This window comes from Streptomyces sp. NPDC042259 (genome assembly GCF_055582085.1).
On the sequence record NZ_JBVJDW010000005.1, the window covers coordinates 1 to 17,339 of the forward strand.

At 70.9% G+C, this 17,339-nt stretch carries 14 protein-coding genes; 5 read left to right on the plus strand and 9 right to left on the minus strand.

What is annotated here, in order from left to right:
* A partial coding sequence (locus ACZ6MA_RS15590; RefSeq protein ID WP_469434141.1) for a hypothetical protein occupies positions 1–288 on the plus strand: 288 nt, incomplete at its 5' end.
* Between the two features lie 7 nt (positions 289–295).
* Here ACZ6MA_RS15590 and ACZ6MA_RS15595 read toward each other — a convergent pair.
* The 3 genes from ACZ6MA_RS15595 to thyX all read right to left on the minus strand — a co-directional run bounded on the left by ACZ6MA_RS15595 (position 296) and on the right by thyX (position 3,994).
* Positions 296–1,981, minus strand: coding sequence for a ribonuclease J (locus ACZ6MA_RS15595; protein ID WP_365381243.1), 1,686 nt, complete (start codon positions 1,979–1,981; stop codon positions 296–298).
* Positions 1,982–2,119: 138 nt separating this feature from the next.
* The gene (gene dapA / locus ACZ6MA_RS15600) at positions 2,120–3,019 is read right to left on the minus strand and encodes a 4-hydroxy-tetrahydrodipicolinate synthase (protein ID WP_469434143.1); all 900 of its coding nucleotides are present in this window, start codon (positions 3,017–3,019) and stop codon (positions 2,120–2,122) included.
* Positions 3,020–3,253: 234 nt separating this feature from the next.
* Entirely contained in the window at positions 3,254–3,994 is a 741-nt protein-coding gene (gene thyX / locus ACZ6MA_RS15605; protein ID WP_469434144.1) for an FAD-dependent thymidylate synthase, read from the minus strand.
* A gap of 251 nt (positions 3,995–4,245) precedes the next feature.
* Here thyX and ACZ6MA_RS15610 point away from each other — a divergent pair, with 251 nt between their 5' ends.
* A complete protein-coding gene (locus ACZ6MA_RS15610) occupies positions 4,246–4,488 on the plus strand; it encodes a hypothetical protein (protein ID WP_469434146.1) in 243 nt (80 codons plus the stop codon).
* Between the two features lie 110 nt (positions 4,489–4,598).
* Positions 4,599–5,153 carry a hypothetical protein gene (locus ACZ6MA_RS15615; protein ID WP_469434147.1) on the plus strand — a complete coding sequence of 185 codons (555 nt, stop codon included), beginning with the start codon at positions 4,599–4,601 and terminating at the stop codon, positions 5,151–5,153.
* Between the two features lie 273 nt (positions 5,154–5,426).
* Here the strand turns inward: ACZ6MA_RS15615 and ACZ6MA_RS15620 are convergent, their stop codons facing one another.
* From ACZ6MA_RS15620 to eccD, 6 genes are all read right to left on the minus strand, one after another.
* A complete protein-coding gene (locus ACZ6MA_RS15620; protein ID WP_469434149.1) occupies positions 5,427–5,885 on the minus strand; it encodes a hypothetical protein in 459 nt (152 codons plus the stop codon).
* Between the two features lie 5 nt (positions 5,886–5,890).
* Complete coding sequence (gene dapB / locus ACZ6MA_RS15625; RefSeq protein ID WP_469434150.1) at positions 5,891–6,643, minus strand: 4-hydroxy-tetrahydrodipicolinate reductase; 753 nt, start codon at positions 6,641–6,643, stop codon at positions 5,891–5,893.
* A 47-nt stretch (positions 6,644–6,690) separates the two neighbouring features.
* Positions 6,691–8,070: a M16 family metallopeptidase gene (locus ACZ6MA_RS15630; protein WP_469434151.1), complete on the minus strand. Its 1,380-nt coding sequence runs from the start codon at positions 8,068–8,070 to the stop codon at positions 6,691–6,693.
* Positions 8,067–10,283 carry a polyribonucleotide nucleotidyltransferase gene (locus ACZ6MA_RS15635; RefSeq protein ID WP_469434153.1) on the minus strand — a complete coding sequence of 739 codons (2,217 nt, stop codon included), beginning with the start codon at positions 10,281–10,283 and terminating at the stop codon, positions 8,067–8,069. Before ACZ6MA_RS15635 ends, ACZ6MA_RS15630 begins: the two co-directional genes overlap by 4 nt.
* A gap of 275 nt (positions 10,284–10,558) precedes the next feature.
* Positions 10,559–10,846: a 30S ribosomal protein S15 gene (gene rpsO / locus ACZ6MA_RS15640; protein WP_130880217.1), complete on the minus strand. Its 288-nt coding sequence runs from the start codon at positions 10,844–10,846 to the stop codon at positions 10,559–10,561.
* Between the two features lie 212 nt (positions 10,847–11,058).
* Positions 11,059–12,525, minus strand: a complete 1,467-nt coding sequence (eccD, locus tag ACZ6MA_RS15645) for a type VII secretion integral membrane protein EccD (protein WP_469434155.1) — start codon at positions 12,523–12,525, stop codon at positions 11,059–11,061.
* A 259-nt stretch (positions 12,526–12,784) separates the two neighbouring features.
* Between eccD and eccCa the strand changes: the two genes are divergently transcribed.
* Both eccCa and ACZ6MA_RS15655 read left to right on the plus strand, forming a co-directional pair.
* Complete coding sequence (gene eccCa, locus ACZ6MA_RS15650; protein WP_469434156.1) at positions 12,785–16,738, plus strand: type VII secretion protein EccCa; 3,954 nt, start codon at positions 12,785–12,787, stop codon at positions 16,736–16,738.
* Positions 16,739–16,848: 110 nt separating this feature from the next.
* On the plus strand, positions 16,849–17,334 hold the full coding sequence (locus ACZ6MA_RS15655; RefSeq protein ID WP_469434157.1) for a type VII secretion target: 486 nt from the start codon (positions 16,849–16,851) through the stop codon (positions 17,332–17,334).
* Positions 17,335–17,339: the final 5 nt, after the last annotated feature.

Sequence of the window (17,339 nt, forward strand, 5' to 3'; positions counted from 1 at the left end):
GGCGCTTCCCTTCGGTATTTCGTGTTCCGACTCTATCAGATCCTTTTCCGTGCCGTTCCCGGCTCGAATTCGTTTCCGATCCCCGTCGAAAGGGGTTTCGCCTTCTTGCTTTCGCTTTCCGGCGATTCCGACTTTATCAGGTTTCCCTGGGCCGGATTTCCACCTGCCTTCCGGAAGATCCCTTACGCACGAAGCGTTGCGGGTTCCCGTTGCGGCGGAGACGTAAACGTACTGGACGGCCGCGCCCGGATGCAAATCGGCACCGGCGCGGCCGTCCCATACGGGTGACGCTACGTCAGACCTCGACGACCACGGGGAGGATCATCGGACGCCGACGGTAGGTGTCGGACACCCACTTGCCCACGGAACGCCGGACCAGCTGCTGGAGCTGGTGCGGCTCCACCACGCCGTCGGAGGCGGACTTGGCGAAGGCTTCCTCGATCTTCGGGACGACCGCGGAGAACGAGGCGTCGTCGATGCCGGAGCCCCGGGCGTGGATCTGCGGGCCGCCCACGAGCTTGCCCGTCGCGCTGTCGACGACGAGGAAGACGGAGATGATGCCCTCGTCCCCGAGGATGCGGCGGTCCTTGAGCGAGGTCTCGGTGACGTCACCGACCGAGAGGCCGTCCACGTACACATAGCCCGCCTGGACCTTGCCGACGATCTTCGCGGCACCGTCCACCAGGTCCACCACGACGCCGTCCTCGGCGATCACGATGTGGTTCTTCGGCACCCCGGTCAGCGCGCCGAGTTCGGCGTTGGCGCGCAGGTGACGCCACTCGCCGTGGACCGGCATGAGGTTCCGCGGCTTGCAGATGTTGTAGAAGTACAGCAGCTCGCCCGCGGAGGCGTGGCCCGAGACGTGGACCTTGGCATTGCCCTTGTGGACGACGTTGGCGCCCCATCGGGTCAGGCCGTTGATCACGCGGTAGACCGCGTTCTCGTTGCCCGGGATGAGGGACGAGGCCAGGATGACCGTGTCGCCCTGGACGATCCGGATCTGGTGGTCGCGGTTGGCCATCCGGGACAGCGCGGCCATCGGCTCGCCCTGGGAACCCGTGCAGACCAGCACGACCTCGTCCGCCGGAAGGTCGTCGAGGGTCTTGACGTCCACGACGAGGCCGGCCGGAACCCGCAGATAGCCGAGGTCACGGGCGATGCCCATGTTGCGGACCATCGAGCGGCCGACGAAGGCGACCCGCCTGCCGTACTCGTGCGCCGCGTCCAGGATCTGCTGGATGCGGTGCACATGGCTGGCGAAGCTGGCCACGATGATGCGGCTCTGGGCACCGGCGAAGACCGTGCGCAGCACGTTGGAGATGTCGCGCTCGGGCGGGACGAAGCCGGGGACCTCGGCGTTCGTGGAGTCCGAGAGCAGCAGGTCGATGCCCTCCTCGCCGAGCCGCGCGAAGGCGGGCAGGTCGGTGAGGCGGCGGTCCAGCGGCAGCTGGTCCATCTTGAAGTCGCCGGTGTGCACGGCCATGCCGGCCGGGGTGCGGATGGCGACCGCGAGGGCGTCGGGGATGGAGTGGTTGACCGCCACGAACTCGCAGTCGAAGGGGCCGATGCGCTCGCGGTGCCCCTCCTTGACCTCGAGGGTGTAGGGGCGGATCCGGTGCTCCTGGAGCTTCGCCTCGATCAGCGCGAGGGTCAGCTTCGAGCCGATCAGCGGGATGTCCGCCTTCTCGCGGAGCAGGTAGGGGACGCCACCGATGTGGTCCTCGTGGCCGTGCGTGAGCACGATGCCTTCGATGTCGTCCAGACGGTCACGGATGGACGTGAAGTCCGGCAGGATCAGGTCGACTCCGGGCTGCTCCTCCTCGGGGAAGAGCACTCCGCAGTCGACGATCAGCAGACGGCCGCCGTACTCGAAGACCGTCATGTTGCGGCCGATCTCGCCGAGGCCACCGAGCGGGGTGACGCGCAGGCCGCCCTCGGGCAGCTTCGGCGGGGGACCGAGTTCAGGGTGCGGGTGACTCAAAAGACTCTCCTCACCACGCACGCCACATGCCTCTGGGGCACATGGCGCGCGTGACATTGGTGCACTTGCAGTTGTTTTCGGTGTTCAGTTGTGAAGTCTGTGGAGTTCCGGTCCCGCTATGCGGGGAACGGCCCCTGGTTACAGCTGTACCCCACCGCCGGAAAGATCGCGCTTGAGCTGCTCGGTCTCCTCCGGCGACAGCTCGACGAGCGGCAGTCGCAGCGGGCCGGCGGGCAGGCCCTGCAGGGCCAGAGCGGCCTTGGTGGTGATCACGCCCTGGGTACGGAACATACCGGTGAAGACCGGCAGTAGTCGCTGGTGGATCTCCGTCGCCTTGGTGACGTCCCCGGAGCGGTGCGCTTCGAGCAGCGCGCGCAGCTCGGGGGCGACGACGTGGCCGACGACGGAGACGAAACCGGCGGCGCCGACGGAGAGCAGCGGCAGGTTCAGCATGTCGTCGCCGGAGTACCAGGCGAGGCCGGACCGCGCGATAGCCCAGCTGGCGCGGCCGAGGTCGCCCTTGGCGTCCTTGTTGGCGACGATCCGGGGGTGGTCGGCCAGCCGGACGATCGTCTCGGTGTTGATCGGGACGCCGCTGCGGCCGGGGATGTCGTAGAGCATCACGGGCAGGCCCGTGGCGTCGGCGACCGCGGTGAAGTGCCGGTAGAGGCCTTCCTGCGGCGGCTTGTTGTAGTACGGGGTGACGACGAGCAGTCCGTGCGCTCCGGCCTGCTCGGCGGCGCGGGCCAGCTCGATGCTGTGCGCGGTGTCGTTCGTGCCGGCTCCGGCGACGACGTGGGCTCGGTCTCCGACGGCTTCGACCACGGCCCGTACGAGCTGGGCTTTCTCCGCGTCGCTGGTGGTGGGCGACTCGCCGGTGGTGCCGTTGACGACGAGGCCGTCGTTGCCGGCGTCCACCAGATGGGTGGCGAGCCGCTGGGCACCGTCGAGGTCGAGGGCACCTTCGGGCGTGAAGGGCGTCACCATCGCGGTCAGGACCCGCCCGAAGGGCGTCTGCGGTGTGGAGGTCGGAGCCATGGGGGCCACGCTACTCGTTGCTCACCGTGAGGTGCTCCCTCGGGGAGTGCGAAAGGGATCCCGGCACTGCCTGCTCGGGGGTTCAAGCAGTGCCGGGTCCGTTTGTTCAGCGTAGATGAAGGTGACGAAATGCCGCAATACGGACACTTCGCCTACCGGGCCGTACATCAGTGCGTCACATGATCACGTCACGCCCGCGTGGGCGGCCGTGACGCGGTGCGAGCGCACTCGCCCTTACGGGGCGACGCGGCCGTTCTTGTTGAAGGCGGCGTAGGTGAGCGGCATGAGCTTCGCCCACTCGGCCTCCATCTTCTCGCCGACCATCTCGATCTCCCGCTGCGGGAACGAGGGGACGGTCGCCAGCTCGTGCTGGGTGCGCAGCCCGAGGAAGTGCATCAGCGAGCGGGCGTTGCACGTGGCGTACATGGAGGAGAAGAGACCGACCGGCAGGACCGCGCGGGCGACCTCACGGGCGACGCCGGCGGCCAGCATCTCCTGGTAGGCCTCGTAGGCCCGGCGGTAGGAGTCCTCCATGACGCGGCTGGTCAGCTCGTGCTGCTCGGGGGTGCCGTCGACGAAGACGTACTTGCCCGGGCGGCCCTCCTGGACCAGCTTGCGGTCCTGGCCCGGAACGTAGAAGACCGGCTGGAGCTCGCGGTAGCGGCCGGACTCCTCGTTGTACGACCAGCCGACGCGGTGACGCATGAACTCGCGGAAGACGAAGATCGGAGCACTGATGAAGAAGGTCATCGAGTTGTGCTCGAAGGGGCTGCCGTGGCGGTCCCGCATCAGGTAATTGATGAGGCCCTTGGACCGCTCGGGGTCCTTCGTGAGTTCTTCCAGGGACTGCTCGCCGGCGGTGGAGACGCGAGCCGCCCACAGCACGTCGGAGTCGGCGGCGCTGTGCTTGACCAGCTCGACGGTCACGTCGCTGAGGAATCCGGGCTTGGCGGTCTCGGTGGGGCTGTCGGTCACCGACGGGGTCCTTCCAGTTGCGATGCTCGGGCGGCGACAAGCCTACGGGCCGCCACTGACACCCGGTCCGGCCTGACGCGCTGGCAACGCCGCCGAGTGCCGCCGAGTGCGGCCGGCCGAGCAGCACGGGTGGGGGAAGCGGGTCCCCGGTTGAGATTTTTCACAGAAGTTGTCGGAAACGGGCACCCACCGGGCCGAACGAACGTCCTTATAGGTAACAGCCGACTTCGAGGTTGCTAGGAGAGGTCTTCATGTTCCGCCGGCGAGAGCCCGTGCCGTTCGCCTTCGTCGCCGAGGCCGAGCGCTACCGCAGCAACGTCACGCCGCCGCCCCGAGATCGCGCGAGTCGGTCGCAGATAGCCGGCCGGGTGCTCGTGGGGCTGACGGTCACGACCGGGCTCGTCGGGGCGCTGTTGTTCGGCATGCCGTCGCTTGAGACGGGTCCGCAGAACACGCACCACGCGCAGCAGTCGGAAGCGTCCGACGGCCGTTGATCGAACGTACGGGGGCCCGACCACCCACCCTGGAGTGGTCGGGCCCCCGTACGCATCGATAACCTCACCGGGCACAGCCAGTGGAGCGTGCTCGTACGTGAGGAACCGTCGTGCCCCTGCCCTTCTTGACCGTCGATCGCGACGCCCTCGCGCCCGCCGCCGCGTCCGGCGAGAACCTGCCCTATGACGACCTCGACCGCTGGCGGCGTGCCTACCGCCCCGGCCCCTGGCGGGTCGGCGGCGCCGCGCTGGTGCTGCTGCTCGCCTCGTACGTGCTGTTCTCGACCCTGATCATCGCGCTCGCCGGTTCACTGCCCGGCGCGGGAATCTGCCTCGCCGTCGCCGCACTCATGATCACCGTCGCGGTGCGGCTGGTGCGCGTGGGGCTCTGGGTGAGTCCGCGGGGGCTGCGGCAGCTGCGGCTGGCGTCCGTCACTACCGTGGCGTGGTCGGAGGTCGCGGGCGTACGGACGGCCCAGCAGCCGGTCCGCTGGCTGGGCCTGCCGCGCACGGTGCAGGGGCAGGCCCTGATCGTCGACCTGGCAGGGGGCGGATCGCTTCCCGTGGTGGTCACCGACCGGAGCGGGGACTTCCTCGGCCGTCCGGAGGCGTTCGCCGTCGCGGTCGATGCCGTGGGCGACTTCGTCGCCGGGTATCGGGGTTGAGGGTTCGGCGGTCTCTTCGGCTGCGGGCCGTCGTTGCCGCCTGCGGCGGCGAGCCTCTCGCCTGGCCGGCGGTCTCTTCGGCTGCGGGCCGTCGTTGCCGCCTGCGGCGGCTCAGCGCCCTGCGGGCGCGTCCTCAATCGCCGGACGGGCTTGATTTGGCTGGGCCCGGCCGCAGCCAGCCCGGACGGGCTGAAATCAGCCCGTCCGGCGATTGAGGACAGAGCACAGCAGCCCGTCCGGCGATTGAGGACAACCGCCGCGTCGCCGTAAGGGCTACGCCTCGGCGCGGAGGGGTTTTCCGTCGTGCAGGGCGATCGCCCGTTGCATGGCCTTGCGGGCTCGCGGGGTGTCGCGGGCGTCGTGGTAGGCCACGGCCAGGCGGAACCACGAGCGCCAGTCGCCCGGGGCGTCCTCCGTCTCGGCCTGGCGGCGGGCGAAGACCTCGTCCGCGGAGTCACGGTCGATACGGCCGCTCGGGGTCCGCACCAGTTCGTCGACGGGCAGACCGCCCTCCGCGTCCAGCTCCCGCGCCAGCCGGTCGGCGGCGCGGGCGAACTTGGTGGTCTGGTACAGGAACCAGGCACCGATGAACGGCAGGACCAGCACGGAGACACCGAAGGCGACCGTGATCACCGTGCCCTGCTGGATGAGCATGACGCCACGGCTGCCGACCAGGACGAAGTAGGCGACCAGGACGGCGGCCAGGGCGAAATAGACGATCTTTGCGCGCACGGTTCTCAGCCCAGATCCAGGAAGTGTTCCAGCCCGAAGGTCAGGCCCGGGGTGTTCACCACGCGGCGCGCGCCGAGCAGGATGCCCGGCATGAAGCAGCTGTGGTGCAGCGAGTCGTGCCGGATGGTCAGCGTCTCGCCGGTGTCGCCGAGCAGCACCTCCTGGTGGGCCAGCAGCCCGCGCAGCCGCACCGAGTGCACCGGTACCCCGTCGACGTCCGCGCCGCGCGCCCCGTCCAGGGCGGTGGTCGTGGCGTCGGGCTGCGGGGCGCAGCCCGCCTCCCGGCGCGCGGCCGCGATGAGCTGCGCGGTGCGGGTGGCGGTGCCGGAGGGGGCGTCGGCCTTGTTCGGGTGGTGCAGCTCGACGACCTCGACCGACTCGAAGAAGCGGGCCGCCTGCTGCGCGAAGGCCATGGTCAGCACGGCCCCGATGGAGAAGTTCGGGGCGATGAGCACACCCGTCGAGGGCGACGCGTCGAGCCAGGAGTTCAGCTTCGCGAGGCGGTCCTCGGTCCAGCCGGTGGTGCCGACCACGCCGTGGATGCCGTGGGCGACGCAGAACTCGAGGTTGTCCATCACCGAGTCCGGGTGCGTCAGCTCGACCGCGACCTGGGCGCCCGCCCCGGTCAGCGCGTCCAGCTTGTCGCCCCGGCCCAGCGCGGCCACCAGTTCCATGTCCTCGGCGGCCTCCACGGCTCGTACGGCCTCGGAGCCGATCCGGCCCTGGGCGCCGATGACCGCCACGCGCAGCTTGCTCATCCTTGGTGCTTCCTTCTCTCGGGCCCGGCCTGTGGTCGGCCGGGCTCTCAGGCCACGACCGCGTCGAGCCGGGCCGCCTGCTTGTCCTTCAGCGGGCCGATGACGGACAGCGAGGGACGCTGCCCCAGTACATCGCGGGCCACTTCCCGGATCTCGTCCGGGGTGACGGCCGAGATGCGCGTCAGCATGTCGGAGACCGACATCTGCTCGCCCCAGCACAGCTCGCTCTTGCCGATGCGGTTCATCAGCGCGCCCGTGTCCTCCAGGCCGAGGACCGTGGAGCCGGAGAGCTGCCCGACGGCGCGGGTGATCTCTTCCTCGCCGAGCCCGTCGGTCGCGACCTTGTGCAGCTCGTCGCGGCAGATCTTGAGCACGTCGTGGACCTGGCTCGGGCGGCAGCCGGCGTAGACGCCGAAGAGGCCGCAGTCGGCGAAGCCCGAGGTGTAGGAGTAGACGGAGTAGGCGAGTCCGCGCTTCTCCCGGACCTCCTGGAAGAGCCGCGAGCTCATGCCGCCGCCGAGCGCAGTGTTGAGCACGCCGAGCGCCCAGCGGCGCTCGTCGGTGCGGGCCAGGCCCGGCATGCCGAGGACGACGTGCGCCTGCTCGGTCTTGCGGCCCAGCAGCTCCACCCGGCCCGCGGTGCGGATCGTGCGGCTGCCCGCGCGCGGGTCGACCGGCACGGCGTCCGTCCGGGAGAGGGCACCGGCCTTCTCGAACGCGGCGCGCACCTGGCGGACGACCTTGGCGTGGTCGACGTTGCCCGCGGCGGCCACGACCAGGTGGGTCGGGTCGTAGTGCTTCTTGTAGAAGCGGGCGATCTGATCGCGGGTGAGGGCGTTGATCGTGTCGACCGTGCCGAGCACCGGGCGGCCCAGCGGGGTGTCGCCCAGCATGGTGTGCGCGAAGAGGTCGTGCACGCAGTCGCCGGGGTCGTCCTCGGTCATCGCGATCTCTTCGAGGATCACGCCGCGCTCGGCGTCGACGTCGGAGGCCTCGATGAGCGAGCCGGTGAGCATGTCACAGACGACGTCGATGGCCAGCGGCAGATCGGTGTCGAGGACACGTGCGTAGTAGCAGGTGTACTCCTTCGCCGTGAACGCGTTCATCTCGCCGCCGACCGCGTCGATCGCGGAGGAGATGTCGAGCGCGCTGCGCTTGGAGGTGCCCTTGAAGAGCAGGTGCTCCAGGTAGTGCGTGGCGCCGTTGAGGGTCGGGGTCTCGTCGCGGGAGCCGACGTTGGCCCAGATGCCGAAGGTCGCGGAGCGTACGGACGGCAGGGTCTCGGTGACGATGCGCAGGCCGCCGGGAAGGGTGGTCCTGCGGACGGTGCCGATGCCGTTCTCGCCCTTGAGAAGCGTTTGGGTACGGGCGACGGCCCGCCCCTCCGAAGAGGTGCGGGCCGTCTTCCGTGTACTACGGGACGTCACTTGGCGGACTCGTCCTTAGCCTCGTCGCCGTCCTCGCCCTCGATGACCGGGATCAGCGAGAGCTTGCCGCGCTGGTCGATCTCGGCGATCTCGACCTGGACCTTGGCGCCGACGCCGAGCACGTCCTCGACGTTCTCCACGCGCTTGCCACCGGCGAGCTTGCGGATCTGCGAGATGTGCAGCAGGCCGTCCTTGCCCGGCATGAGGGAGACGAAGGCACCGAAGGTGGTGGTCTTGACGACCGTACCCAGGTAGCGCTCGCCGACCTCCGGCATGGTCGGGTTGGCGATGCCGTTGATCGTGGCGCGGGCGGCCTCGGCGGCCGGGCCGTCGGCGGCACCGATGTAGATGGTGCCGTCGTCCTCGATCGTGATGTCGGCGCCGGTGTCCTCCTGGATCTGGTTGATCATCTTGCCCTTGGGGCCGATGACCTCACCGATCTTGTCCACCGGGATCTTGACGGTGATGATCCGCGGGGCGTTCGGGGACATCTCGTCCGGGACGTCGATGGCCTCGTTCATCACGTCGAGGATGTGGAGGCGCGCGTCGCGGGCCTGCTTCAGCGCGGCGGCCAGGACCGAGGCGGGGATGCCGTCGAGCTTGGTGTCGAGCTGGAGCGCGGTGACGAAGGTCTTGGTGCCGGCGACCTTGAAGTCCATGTCACCGAACGCGTCCTCCGCACCGAGGATGTCGGTGAGGGCGACGTAGTGCGTCTTGCCGTCGATCTCCTGGGAGATCAGGCCCATGGCGATACCGGCGACGGGGGCCTTGAGGGGCACACCGGCGTTCAGCAGCGACATGGTGGAGGCGCAGACCGAGCCCATGGAGGTCGAGCCGTTGGAGCCGAGGGCCTCGGACACCTGACGGATCGCGTAGGGGAACTCCTCGCGCGAGGGCAGCACGGGCACGATGGCCCGCTCGGCCAGGGCGCCGTGGCCGATCTCGCGGCGCTTCGGCGAACCGACGCGGCCGGTCTCGCCGACGGAGTACGGCGGGAAGTTGTAGTTGTGCATGTAGCGCTTGCGGGTCACCGGGGAGAGGGTGTCCAGCTGCTGCTCCATGCGGAGCATGTTGAGGGTGGTGACGCCCAGGATCTGGGTCTCGCCACGCTCGAACAGCGCCGAGCCGTGCACGCGCGGGATGGCCTCGACCTCGGCGGCGAGCGTACGGATGTCCGTGACGCCACGGCCGTCGATGCGGACCTTGTCCTTGATGACGCGCTCGCGCACCAGGGACTTCGTGAGCGAGCGGTACGCGGCGGAGATCTCCTTCTCGCGACCCTCGAACTGCGGGAGCAGCTTCTCGGCGGCCACGTCCTTGACGCGGTCCAGCTCGGCCTCGCGCTCCTGCTTGCCGGCGATGGTGAGCGCCTTGGCCAGCTCGGGGCGGACGGCCGCGGTCAGCGCCTCCAGGACGTCGTCCTGGTAGTCGAGGAAGACCGGGAACTCGCCCTCGGGCTTGGCGGCCTTGGAGGCCAGCTCCGACTGGGCGCGGCACAGGACCTTGATGAACGGCTTCGCGGCCTCGAGACCGGCGGCGACGACCTCTTCGGTCGGGGCCTCGGCGCCGTCCGCCACCAGCTGGACGGTCTTCTCGGTGGCCTCGGCCTCGACCATCATGATCGCGACGTCGCCGTCCTCGAGGACGCGACCGGCCACGACCATGTCGAAGACGGCGTCCTCGAGCTCGGTGTGGGTCGGGAACGCCACCCACTGGCCCTTGATCAGGGCCACGCGGGTGGCGCCGATCGGACCGGAGAAGGGCAGGCCCGCGAGCTGCGTGGAGCAGGAAGCGGCGTTGATCGCGACCACGTCGTAGAGGTGGTCGGGGTTGAGCGCCATGATCGTCTCGACGATCTGGATCTCATTGCGCAGGCCCTTCTTGAAGGAGGGGCGCAGCGGGCGGTCGATCAGGCGGCAGGTGAGGATCGCGTCCTCGGAGGGGCGGCCCTCACGACGGAAGAACGAGCCGGGGATCTTGCCGGCCGCGTACTGGCGCTCCTCGACGTCGACCGTCAGGGGGAAGAAGTCCAGCTGGTCCTTGGGCTTCTTCGAAGCGGTGGTGGCCGACAGCACCATGGTGTCGTCGTCCAGGTACGCCACGGCGGAACCGGCGGCCTGCTTGGCCAGGCGGCCCGTCTCGAAGCGGATGGTGCGGGTGCCGAAGGTGCCGTTGTCGATGACGGCTTCGGCGTAGTGGGTCTCGTTCTCCACCAGTGATATCTCCTCGTCTGCGTCCCTGCCCGTGTGGCGGGGACGTTGGTGGAGGGGCGCCGCGGCTTGCTCTGTGCGGGCCGGTCTTCGATCGAAGCGCCCGGAATCCCTGTTCCGGGGGCCACTACCGAGGACCGGCGGCGAGGCCGGCGCCTCCTCCGTCATGCTCGTTCTTCGTTGTTCCGTTGTGGGACCAGACTACAAAGCTTCCGGGTCCCACGAGATACGCGAAGGGAGCGGCCCCCAGAGGTGGGAACCGCTCCCTTCACGATGTCCTACTTGGCGCCCGCGGCACCGCGGCGGATGCCGAGGCGCTCGACCAGGGCGCGGAAGCGCGTGATGTCCTTCTTGGCCAGGTACTGCAGAAGGCGGCGACGCTGGCCGACCAGGAGCAGCAGACCACGGCGGGAGTGGTGGTCGTGCTTGTGCGTCTTGAGGTGCTCGGTCAGGTCCGAGATGCGGCGGGTGAGCATCGCGACCTGGACCTCGGGGGAGCCGGTGTCGCCCTCCTTGGTGGCGAACTCGGTCATGATCTGCTTCTTCGTAGCGGCGTCGAGCGACACGCGTACTCCTCAAATTCTCAGTTCTCAGCCGCCGAGTGCCCCTGGTCTTGATCTCAGGGGAGCTTCCGTGACTCGGGAGGCGAGGTCCGCTGGGCGCTGTCCCCAGACGCCTTGCGGCGGTCCGGAGGCGCGTACACAAACGGCCACTACACACAGTACCAGCCGCGCCCGGCGGCACCGGACGGGCCCGCCCCGGTCCCGCGTGGTGCCCCTCAGGAGCTGGCCAGTCCCCGCACTGTGGCGTACACGTCAAGGACGGCGAGGGTCAGCGGGACGAGGGAGAGCAGAAGGGCGCTCTCAAAAATATCGGAGAGACGCCCCCAAAAGGGTGACAGCCCCTTGCTGGGGACGATCAGCGCGATGCCCGTGAGCAGGGCGGCCCCGGCGGTGACGGCGGCGGCGAGCCAGACCGTCCGGATGCCGAGTGGGCCGCCGTCGTGCTCGGTGAGGGCACGGACGGCGGCGGCCGGCGGATTCAGCGACAGTCCGAGGACCAGCAGGGCGAGGGCGCCGAGACCGGCGACGAGGACCGTGGTGACCTGCGCGGTGTAGCGGAAGAGACGGGCGCGCAGCAGCGTCGCCGAGCCCGCGGCGAGGGCGAGGGCCTGGGCCCAGGGGTCGGCGGAGAAGCCGAGGACGGCGGCCGCGCCGGCGACGACGGCCGAGCAGCCGCCGACGAGGCCGAGCAGCAGTTCGTGGCCGCGACGGGCCTGGGCGGCGATGCGCTCGGCGTCGACGGGCTCGGGGGTGTGGTCGCCGGACGGGGTGTCGAGGCCGTCGCCGGCCGTGGTGCGGGGCGCGGCGTAGCCGATGGGCAGCCGGGCGACGCGGGCGGAGAGGCCCGGCAGGAAGGCGACGGCGCCGAGGGCGACGGTGGCGCAGACGGCGGCGACGGCCGTGGGCCCGGCCTCGGTGAGGATCGCGCAGAAGGTGGCGAGGGTGCCGGTGGCGGAGGCGACGACGGCGGCGACGAAGGGGGCGTCGCCGGCGGGCAGCGCGGCGGCGAGGACGACGGAGCCGAGGAGGACGGCGACGCAGCCGAGGAGGAACTGGAGCCGGCCGACGCCCTCGCCCGCGGCCGGGGGCAGCACGCCGGCTCCGGCGGCCATCAGGTGCGGCAGGGCGGCCAGGCCGAGGGCGAGGGCGGAGCCGCGGTCGTCGTAGACCCGGGCCCGTACGGCGGCGAACGCCGTCAGGAAGAGGCCGACGGCGGCGGCGACGATGCCCGGCAGGCCGTGCGTGTCGTGGCCGAGTGGGTCGGCGGACCAGAGGGCGAACGCCAGCAGGACGAGCAGGACCGCGCCGCCCCACAGCCCGCCGACGCGCAGCAGCCGGTCGTCCCAGAGGGCGCGGTCGCGGGTGACGGCGGCGGCCACGGCGTCGGAGACGTCGTCGTGGACGGCGGGCGGCAGTGACGCGGCGAAGGGGCGCAAGGAGAGGAGTTCCCCGTCCAGGACGCGCTGGGCGGCCAGGGTGCGGGCGCCTTCGAGGACGGTGCCGTCGCGGCGTACGAGGTGGTAGCCGGTGGGAGTGCCCGGGGCCTGGGTCTGTCCGGTCAGCCGGAGGAGTTCGGGGTAGACGTCGGCGACGGCGATGTCCTCGGGGAGGGCGACGTCGATCCGGCTGTCCGGCGCGACGACGGTCACCCTGCAGAAGCCGGTCGTAGCGGACGTACTCACCTTTGGTGTCCCCCTGGGTTCGCGCTGGTTCGCGGTACTGCTTCGCGTGCGTGGCCGTGTTCGCCCCGGTTGTCCGCGGGTGCGGCTTTCGCCGCGCGACTGCGGCGGCCGGGCTTCGCTCGTGCATACGGACGGCTGGCCACCCTACCCGGGGAGAACGTCCGTACGCCGATAGGATCACCGTCTCGCGGCGGAGGCCGGGGCCACGGGGGCACCGCGCAGGGAACTTTCCCGCCGCGCCGAGGGGTTGAGGCAGTCCGTGAGCCAGGTCGTCGTCAAGCGCCAGCCGCGGGCTCTCCCGCCCGAGGTGCCGAGCGCGGAACTACGGCTGGAGTCCCCTCCCGAGCTGCCACGCGGCCGTCAGGAGGGCATGCTGATGCAGCTGTTGCCCACCTTGGGCATGGCCTCGTCGGCGGTGTACTTCTTCATGCCGGGGGCCGCCCCGATGATGAAGGTCATGGGCGTCCTGATGATGGTCTCGACGCTCGGCATGACCATCACCATGATCGTCCGGCATCGGCAGGGCACCCAGGGCGAGCTGGCGGACCTGCGCCGCGACTACCTCAAGTACCTCGCGCAGACGCGCAGGACCGTACGGCGGACCGCCCGCGCGCAGCGCGACGCCCAGTTCTTCACGCACCCCGCCCCCGACCAGCTGTGGTCGGTGGTCGCCGAGGGGAGCCGGGTGTGGGAGCGGCGGGTGAGCGACGACGACTTCGGGCAGGCCCGGATAGGGCTCGGCGCGCAGCAGCTCGCTACCCCGCTGGTGGCCCCCGAGACGGCTCCGATGGACGAGCTGGAGCCCCTGACGGCCGGTGCGATGCAGCGGTTCCTGGCCACGCACGGCTCGCTGGAGGGCATGCCGGTGGCGGTGTCGCTGCGGGCCTTCTACCACGTGACCGTCTCGGGTGAGCCGGAGACGGTGCACGGCGCGGCCCGTGCGCTGCTGGCGCAGCTCGTCACGCTGCACTCGCCGGAGGACCTGGTCGTCGCGGTCGTCGCGGGGCGTGGTGCGGCCGAGCGGTGGGAGTGGACGAAGTGGCTGCCGCACGTTCAGGTGCCGGGCCGGATCGACGGCGCGGGTGCCCGGCGGGCCATCGGTGACGACCTCGGGGAGCTGGAGGAGCTGCTGGCGCCGCGGCTGGAGGGGCGTACCCGGTTCAGCCGGGACGGCCAGCCGCTGCTGGACCAGCCGCACGTGGTGGTCGTCCTGGACGGTGCCGCGGTGCCGCCGGACTCCGCGTTCGCCGCCGCCGAGGGCCTGCAGGGCGTCACCGTCGTGGAGGTGGTCCCCGGCGAGCTGGACGAGGAGCGCGGCGGGCTGTCGGTGGTCGTCACTCCGGGCCGGCTGCTGCTCCAGTCGCAGGTCGCGGAGTACGAAGGAGAGCCGGACACGCTGTCCCCGGAGGCCGCCGAGGCGCTCGCCCGGCAGCTCGCGCCCCTGCGTATGGGCGGCGGCGACGATGACGAACCGCTGCTCGCCCATCTCGACTTCACGGACCTGCTGGCGTTGGGCGACGCGGGCTCGGTGGACACCTCGCGCAGTTGGCGGCCGCGGTCGGCGGCGGAGCGGCTGCGGGTGCCGATCGGGGTCGGCGAGGACGGCTCGCCCGTCATGCTCGACCTCAAGGAGGCGGCGCAGGACGGCATGGGCCCGCACGGGCTGTGCGTCGGCGCGACCGGCTCGGGCAAGTCCGAGCTGCTGCGCACCCTGGTGCTGGGGCTGGCGGTGACGCACTCCTCGGAGACGCTGAACTTCGTCCTCGCGGACTTCAAGGGCGGCGCGACCTTCACGGGCATGTCCCGGCTGCCGCATGTCGCCGCGGTCATCACCAACCTGGCGGACGACCTGACGCTGGTCGACCGGATGCGGGACTCCCTCACCGGTGAACTCCAGCGCCGGCAGGAGCTGCTGCGCTCGGCGGGCAACTTCGCCAATACGCACGACTACGAGAAGGCGCGGGCGGCCGGTGCCCCGCTGGAGCCGCTCGCTTCACTCGTCCTGGTGATCGACGAGTTCAGCGAGCTGTTGACGGCCAAGCCGGACTTCATCGACATGTTCATCCAGATCGGCCGCATCGGCCGTTCCCTGGGTGTGCATCTGCTGCTGGCCTCGCAGCGGCTGGAGGAGGGCCGGCTGCGCGGTCTGGAGACGTATCTGTCGTACCGCGTCGGCCTGCGGACGTTCTCGGCCGCCGAGTCCCGGACGGCGCTGGGCGTGCCGGACGCGTATCACCTGCCGTCCATTCCCGGTTCGGGCTACCTCAAGTTCGGCACGGACGAGATGACGCGTTGCAAGGCGGCGTACGTCTCCGCGCCCTACCGCACGGGCTCTCCCGGTCCGGCGGGCGCGGACCTGCCGGTGGAGCGCCGCCCGGTGCTGTTCACCGCCGCCCCGGTGCCCGTCACCTACGCCGCGCCGGACCCGGCGGCCCCCGCCCCGGGGGACGGCCCGTCCGACGACGCCCTGTCCGACACGGTCCTCGACGTCATCGTCCGTCGCCTCGACGGCCAGGGGCCGCCGGCCCACCAGGTCTGGCTGCCGCCCCTGGACGAGGCGCCCTCGCTCGACCAGCTGCTCCCGCCGCTCGCCCCGGTGGAGGGGCGCGGTCTGAGCGCGGACGGGTACGGCCGCCCGGGCGGGCTGGTCGTGCCACTGGGCCTGGTGGACAAGCCGTTCGAGCAGAAACGCGACGTGCTGCACCGGGACTTCTCGGGCGCCGCGGGCCACATGCTGGTCCTGGGCGGCCCGCGCTCGGGCAAGTCGACGTTGCTGCGCTCGCTGGTCGGCGCGTTCGCGCTCACGCACACCCCGGCCGAAGCGCAGTTCTACGGCCTGGACTTCGGCGGTGGCGGCCTGGCCGCCCTCGACGGGCTGCCGCACGTGGGCGGCGTCGCCTCCCGGCTCGACGCGGACAAGGTACGGCGTACGGTCGCCGAGGTCGCTGGGGTGCTGAACCGGCGGGAGGCATTCTTCCGCGACCACGCCATCGACGGCATCGCCACCTACCGGCGCCGGCGCGCGGCCGGGCAGCTGCCGGACGAGCCGTGGGGCGATGTGTTCCTGCTCATCGACGGCTGGCAGTCCTTCCGCACGGAATTCGAGCACCTCGAGCCCGTCATCACCGACATCGCCGCCCGGGGCCTCGGCTTCGGCGTGCACCTGGTGATCACCGCCGCCCGCTACATGGAGATGCGCGCGGCGCTGAAGGACCAGTTGCTGAGCCGTCTGGAACTGCGTCTCGGCGACCCCACCGACTCCGAACTCGACCGCAAGAGCGCCAGGAACGTCCCCGTGAACGCCCCGGGGCGCGGCATCACCCCCGAGACGTTCCACTTCCTGGGCGCGGTGCCGCGCGTGGACGGCCTGCCGGGCGGCGGCGAGGACCTCGCGGAGGCCACCGCCGATTTCGTCCGCTCGGTGGCGGACCACTGGCACGGCCCGCACGCGCCGCGGGTACGGATGCTCCCCCGCCTGCTGGCGGCCGAGTCGTTGCCCGCGGGCAACGCCGCCCCCGACCGGGGTGTCGCCATCGGTATCGACGAGATGAACCTGGAGCCGCTCTTCGTCGACTTCGACCGGCAGCCGCTGTTCGCCGTCTTCGGCGAGTCGGGGGCGGGGAAGACGGCGCTGCTGCGGCTGCTCATCAAGCAGCTCACCGAGCGGTACACGCCGGACGAGGCACTGTTCTGCGTCGGCGACTACCGGCGCGGGCTGCTGGAGTGCGTCCCGGAGCCGTATCTGGTGGGGTACGCGACCACGCAGAACGCGCTGGAGAAGTACATGGGCGACATGAACGCCCTCATCGCCGGCCGGATCCCCGGACCCGACGTCACACCGCAGCAGTTGCGTACGCGCGGCTGGTGGCAGGGGCCGCGGGCGTTCATCGTGATCGACGACTACGACCTGGTCTCCTCCTCGTCGGGCAACCCCATGAGCGCGCTGCTCGACAATCTGCCCTTCGCGCGCGACGCGGGCGTCAACATCATCCTGGCCCGCGATACGGCGGGCGCCGGGCGCTCGTCGTACGAGGCGTTCATCCAGCGCTTCAAGGAGCTGGGCGCCCAGGGTGTCCTGCTCTCCGGCCACCCGGGCGAGGGCGAGCTGCTGGGCGACATGAAGGCCCGACCCCTGCCGCCGGGCCGCGGTGTGTTCGTCTCGCGGCGCGAAGGTGCCGCGCTGATCCAGACGGGGTGGCTGCCGACGGAGTGAGGGCGGGGCGGGTACCACGGCACCGGTGAAGATCCACGGAAACGGTTCCGGGTGCCGGTGCCGGGCGCTAGCGTCGTACCACCTGCCGATGTCTGTGCCGGGGAGGGGACATGGTGCTCGACGAGGAGTGGGACCGCCGCTTCAATCCGCATCGCTACGACGGCTCCGGGAAGCTCACGGACGCGGCGATGCGGCTCGCGAGCTCGAAGGACGCGACGGGAGCGAGCGGGCCGGCGGGGCCACGGTGCTTACGGGTCTCCCCGTCCTTCCTCCGGGACAGGGCGGGCAAGGCGGACGAGGTCCGGGCCGCCTTCGGAAAGACCGACGACGCGGTGGCCGGCGACGGAAGCACCGCTTCGGCCGCCCGGGGCCTGGAGGGGTTCCGCTCCTCCCCCGCGTTCGCGGTCTTCCTCGACCGCTGGCGGCAGCGGATGAGCGGGCTGGAGCGCTCGCTGCGGCACGAGGTCGCGGCTCCGCTGCGCGCGGCGGCTCGTGACTTCCACGCCGACGACCAGCGGACGCGCGGCACGCTCGACAGGTTCAGCCGGCCCGACAGGGCTGACAGGGCTGACAGGGCTGACAGGGCTGACAGGTAAGGGCT

What these genes read in the sequence shown, in the direction of transcription:
- dapA (WP_469434143.1), bottom strand. Translation starts at nt 3,019, where the DNA reads ATGGCTCCGACCTCCACACCGCAGACGCCCTTCGGGCGGGTCCTGACC.
- ACZ6MA_RS15610 (WP_469434146.1), top strand. Translation starts at nt 4,246, where the DNA reads ATGTTCCGCCGGCGAGAGCCCGTGCCGTTCGCCTTCGTCGCCGAGGCC.
- dapB (WP_469434150.1), bottom strand. Translation starts at nt 6,643, where the DNA reads ATGAGCAAGCTGCGCGTGGCGGTCATCGGCGCCCAGGGCCGGATCGGC.
- ACZ6MA_RS15655 (WP_469434157.1), top strand. Translation starts at nt 16,849, where the DNA reads ATGGTGCTCGACGAGGAGTGGGACCGCCGCTTCAATCCGCATCGCTAC.